At 71.0% G+C, this 3095-nt stretch carries 5 protein-coding genes; all 5 read left to right on the forward strand.

Annotated elements, in window-relative coordinates; genetic code table 11:
* Window positions 1-865: BPSS1780 family membrane protein (locus AC30N0_RS02600; protein WP_489516378.1), on the forward strand; the 865-nt coding region annotated here is incomplete at its 5' end.
* Window positions 866-902: 37 nt separating this feature from the next.
* Window positions 903-1652 (forward strand): SDR family oxidoreductase, encoded by a 750-nt coding sequence (locus tag AC30N0_RS02605; RefSeq protein WP_489516379.1) that lies wholly within the window; start codon window positions 903-905, stop codon window positions 1650-1652.
* Between the two features lie 43 nt (window positions 1653-1695).
* Window positions 1696-1920: a hypothetical protein gene (locus tag AC30N0_RS02610; protein WP_489516380.1), complete on the forward strand. Its 225-nt coding sequence runs from the start codon at window positions 1696-1698 to the stop codon at window positions 1918-1920.
* 83 nt (window positions 1921-2003) lie between these two features.
* On the forward strand, window positions 2004-2696 hold the full coding sequence (locus AC30N0_RS02615; protein ID WP_489516381.1) for a P-loop NTPase family protein: 693 nt from the start codon (window positions 2004-2006) through the stop codon (window positions 2694-2696).
* Between the two features lie 5 nt (window positions 2697-2701).
* The coding region (locus AC30N0_RS02620; RefSeq protein WP_489516382.1) for a PhoD-like phosphatase N-terminal domain-containing protein at window positions 2702-3095 on the forward strand (394 nt) is incomplete at its 3' end.

Genomic DNA, 3095 nt, shown 5'->3' on the forward strand with positions numbered 1-3095 from the left:
TGCGCGAGCGGCGCGACGCGCCCTGGCACCCGGCCGGAGCGACACCCGAATGAAGCTGCAGCTCGTCCCGCCCCGACAGGGGCTGGCCTGGGTCCGCAGCTCCTTCCGGGTCTTCGGCCGGCAGCCGCTCGGCTTCGCATCGCTGTTCGCCGCCTGCCTCTTCGTGTTCCTGCTCCTCGGCATCGTTCCCCTGGTCGGCACGGCGATCCTGCTGATGCTGCCGCCGGCGGGCTCGCTCCTCTTCATGGTCGCCAGCGAGCGCGTCAGCGGCGGCCGCACGGCGATGCCCGGGGCGGTCGTCGAAGTGTTCTCGTCGGGCCGGCGCAAACTGGTCGGCCTGCTCGCGCTCGGCATCGCCTACGCCGCCTCGACCTTCATCGCGTTCTGGTTCGCCGGCGTGCTCGACGGCGGCGCCCTCGAGGCCTTTTTCGAATCGCTGCCCGACGGCAAATCCACGCCGGAGTCGATGGCCACGCGCATGGCCGACCCGATGCTGCAGTTCGGGCTGATCCTGCGCCTGAGCTTCGCCGCCCTGCTGTCGGTGCCGTTCTGGCATGCGCCGGCCCTGGTCCACTGGGGCGACCAGCCCTGGGCCAAGTCGCTGTTCTTCAGCACCGTCGCCGTCTGGCGCAACCGCGGCGCGTTCGCGATCTACGGCCTGGCGTGGACCGTCCTGTGGCTGGTCCTGCTGGTGCTCGTCAGCCTCGGCGTGGGCCTGCTCGGGCCGCAGCGCTTCACGCTGGTCGCGACGCCGCTCACCCTGATCTTCTCGACCGTCTTCTACGCGAGCCTCTGGTTCACCTTCGCCGACTGCTTCGCCGCCGCCGAGCCGGCCGAGGCCCCCGCTTCGACGCCTGCTGCCTGACCGGCGCGATCCGACTTCCTCCACGAAAGGTCTGCTCATGAACAAGGTTGCACTCGTCACCGGTGCCGGCAGCGGCATCGGCCGCGCTGCTGCGCTCGCCCTGCTGAAGGCGGGCTACGCCGTCGTCCTGGCCGGCCGGCGCGCCGACGCGCTGGACGCGACGCGCGAGGCCGCCGGCGACGCAGCCGACCGCGCTCTGGCCGTGCCGACCGACGTCACCGACCCGGAAGCCGTGAAGACCCTCTTCGCGCGCACCCGGGACGCCTTCGGCCGCCTCGACGTGCTCTTCAACAACGCCGGCACCGGCGCACCGCCGCTGCCGCTCGAGGAGCTCACGGTCAAGCAGTGGCAGACGGTGGTCGATATCAACCTCACCGCCGTGTTTCTCTGCACGCAGCAGGCCTTCGTGCTCATGAAGAGCCAGTCGCCGCGCGGCGGGCGGATCATCAACAACGGCTCGATCTCGGCGCACGCGCCGCGTCCGTTCAGCTCGCCGTACACCGCGACCAAGCACGCCATCACCGGCCTGACCAAGGCGACCTCGCTCGACGGCCGCCCGTTCGACATCGCCTGCGGCCAGATCGACATCGGCAACGCCGCGACCGAGATGACCGAGCGCATGAAGAAGGGCGTCCCGCAGGCGGACGGCTCGATGGCGGTCGAGCCGACGATGAACGTCCAGCACGTCGCCGACACGGTCGTGCACATGGCCGGCCTGCCGCTCGACGCCAACATCCAGTTCGTCACCGTCATGGCGACCAAGATGCCCTTCGTCGGCCGCGGCTGAGCGCAGGCGTCGCTGCCGGCCTCCCGATCGAACACAATCGGCCATGCCCTCGTCTCGCGCCCCCCGTCTCCTGCCGTTCGCTGCCGTCCTGGCCTGCGCCGGCGCACTCAGCGGCTGCGCCGTCGTGACGATCGCCGGCGCCGCGGCGGGAGCGGCGGTGTCGGTCGGCGGCGCGGTCGTCGGCAGCACCGTGAAGGTCGCCGGCAAGGTGGTCGAGAAGACCATCGACCTGGCCGTGCCGTCTTCCACGCCGGCCCCGCAAAAGTAGCGCCCGCGGCGAGCGCAGCCATTGCAGGTTGCTCCGTCCCTGACGCGGCGGGCAGAATCGGGTCCCCACTCGCACTTGCGTCAATGACCCCCATCCATCTCATCGGCGGCGAAAAAGGCGGCGTCGGCAAGTCGCTGATGGCCCGCGTCCTGGCCCAGTACATGATCGACCGGGAGCTGCCGTTCCTCGGCTTCGACACCGACCGCTCGCACGGTGCGCTGATGCGCTTCTATTCCGGCTATGCCTCGCCGGTCGCCGACGACAAGGTCGAGTCGCTCGACTCGATCGTCGAGGCGGCTGTCGACCAGCCGGGCCGGCGCATCCTGGTCGACCTCGCCGCCCAGACGCACGACGCGCTGGCCGGCTGGATGGAGGACGCCGGCGTCGTCAACCTCGCCGACGAGCTCGGCATGAAGCTCTTCTACTGGCACGTGATGGACACCGGCAAGGATTCGGTCGATCTGCTGCGCCGCCTGCTCGACCGCTTCGGCACCGGCCTGGCCTACGTCCTCGTGCGCAACCAGGTGCGCGGCACCGACTTCGTGACGCTCGAGCAGTCCGGCGAGCAGGCGCGCGCCATCGGGATGGGAGCGCGGGTGGTGACGCTGAAGAAGCTGAACGAGCACGTGATCCAGAAGATCGACAGTGCCAGCAGCACCTTCTGGAAGGCGAAGAGCTCGGACCGCGACCCGAGCGGCCTGGGCCTGATGGACCGGCAGCGCGTGAAGATGTGGCTGCGCGACGCCTACCGCGAGATCGACGAGGTCGGCGTCTGATTTCCATGCTGCCGCGCCGCCGCTTCCTGCATGGCGCTGCAGCCTTCACCGCGATGCCCTGGCTCGCCGCAGACCCCGCCGGCGCCGCCGACACGCCCCGCTTCGCTCTCGGGGTCGCCTCGGGCCAGCCCCGCGCCGACGGTCTCGTGCTCTGGACGCGGCTGACCGGTGGCGACCTCGCCGAACGCGAGACGGTGCGCTGGGAAGTGGCCGACGACGAGCGCTTCCAGCGCGTGGTCGCGCGCGGCGACGAGACGGCCGAAGCGGCCTGGGCGCACAGCGTCCATGCGGAGCCGGCCGGCCTCGAGCCAGGGCGCTGGTACTGGTACCGCTTCAGCGCCCTCGGCGAGCGCAGCAGCGTCGGTCGCACGCGCACCGCGCCTCGCGCCGATGCGGCAG

The sequence above is a fragment of the Rhizobacter sp. genome (assembly GCF_031412495.1).
Taxonomy (GTDB): domain Bacteria; phylum Pseudomonadota; class Gammaproteobacteria; order Burkholderiales; family Burkholderiaceae_C; genus Schlegelella_A.